The following is a 1538-nucleotide window of genomic DNA, read 5'->3' as shown; positions in this document are numbered from 1 at the left end:
GACCTGGACACCTTCGTACTGTTCTCCTCGATCGCCGGAGTCTGGGGCAACCCGGGCCAGGCCAACTACGCGGCCGGCAACACCTTCCTGGACGCGCTGGCCGCGCACCGGCGCCAGCAGGGCCTGCCCGCGACATCCCTGGTGTGGGGGCCGTGGGAATACGGCATGACCACGAAACTCGACCGAGCCGACTGGCAGCGCATGTCCCGCCAGGGGCTGAAGCCGCTGTCCGCGGCCGACGGGCTGACCATGCTCGACGCGGCTGCTCACGCCGCTTCCCCCCTGGTGGTGACGGCCCGGCTGGACCTGGCCGCGTTGCAGCGTTCCGGCGAGGTCCCGCCGTTCCTGTCCGGTCTGGTGCGCACGTCGCGTGCCGGCGCGCCCGTCCGACGTGCGGTCGGAGGGGCCGGTGCCGACGGCCGGAACGCGCTGGCCGCCCGGCTCGCGGCACTCGGATCCGCTGAGCAGACCGAGACCGTCCTCGAACTGGTCGCGGCGCAAGCCGCCCTGACTCTGGGCATGGCCGGACCCGAGAGCATCGAGGTCGGACGTACGTTCAAGGACACGGGCTTCGACTCGCTGACTTCCGTGGAGCTGCGCAACCGGTTGAACACGGTGACCGGCCTGCGACTGCCGGCCACGGCGGTGTTCGACTACCCCACGCCCTCGGCTCTGGCCGGGTTCGTGGTGCGTGAGGTGGTCGGTGGGACCGATGCCGTGTCTGCGGGTGTCGCGCTGCCAGTGGCGGGCGGCGTACCGGTGGATGAGGACCGTCTGGTCATCGTCGGCATGGGGTGCCGTTTCCCTGGAGGGGTGTCCTCCGCCGGCGAGTTCTGGGAGCTGCTTGAGTCGCGCGGCGACGCGATCGGCCCGTTCCCGGCGGATCGAGGGTGGCCTGCCGATGTCCACGACACAGATCCAGAGGCAGTGGGAAAGAGCCTGGCGGGTGAGGGTGGGTTCCTTTACGACGCTGGTGAGTTCGATGCGGGCTTCTTCGGGATCAGTCCGCGTGAGGCTGTGGCGATGGATCCGCAGCAGCGGTTGCTGTTGGAGACGTCGTGGGAGGCGCTGGAGGACGCCGGGATCGATCCGAGCACACTGCGGGGCAGCGACACCGGTGTCTTCGCCGGTCTGATCTATCACGACTATCTGCCGTTCGGCGCGGTGTCTGAGGACGTCGAGGGGTATCTCGGTACTGGTGGTTCGGGTGGTGTGGCGTCGGGTCGGGTGGCGTATGCACTGGGTCTTGAGGGTCCGGCGGTGACGGTGGATACGGCCTGCTCGTCGTCCTTGGTGGCGCTGCACCTGGCCTGCCAGTCGCTGCGGTCGGGCGAGAGCTCCCTGGCTCTGGCCGGCGGCGTGAACGTAATGGCCTCCCCTGGCACCTTCATCGACTTCACTCGGCAGCGGGGTCTGGCGGCGGATGGGCGTTGCAAGGCGTATGCGGAGGCTGCGGACGGCACTGGTTGGGGTGAGGGTGTTGGTGTTCTGGTGCTGGAGCGGATGTCGGACGCGCGGCGCAATGGTCACCGGATTCT

At 69.2% G+C, this 1538-nt stretch carries 1 protein-coding gene; it reads left to right on the top strand.

The features are described from left to right. A partial coding sequence (locus ACFZCP_RS45880) for a beta-ketoacyl synthase N-terminal-like domain-containing protein (RefSeq protein ID WP_391443261.1) occupies window positions 1–1538 on the top strand: 1538 nt, incomplete at both ends.

It is taken from the genome of Streptomyces sp. NPDC007971, assembly GCF_042958635.1.
Lineage (GTDB): Bacteria > Actinomycetota > Actinomycetes > Streptomycetales > Streptomycetaceae > Streptomyces.
The sequence above is the reverse complement of the archived record's forward strand: the minus strand, read 5'-3'. Positions and strand labels throughout refer to the sequence as shown.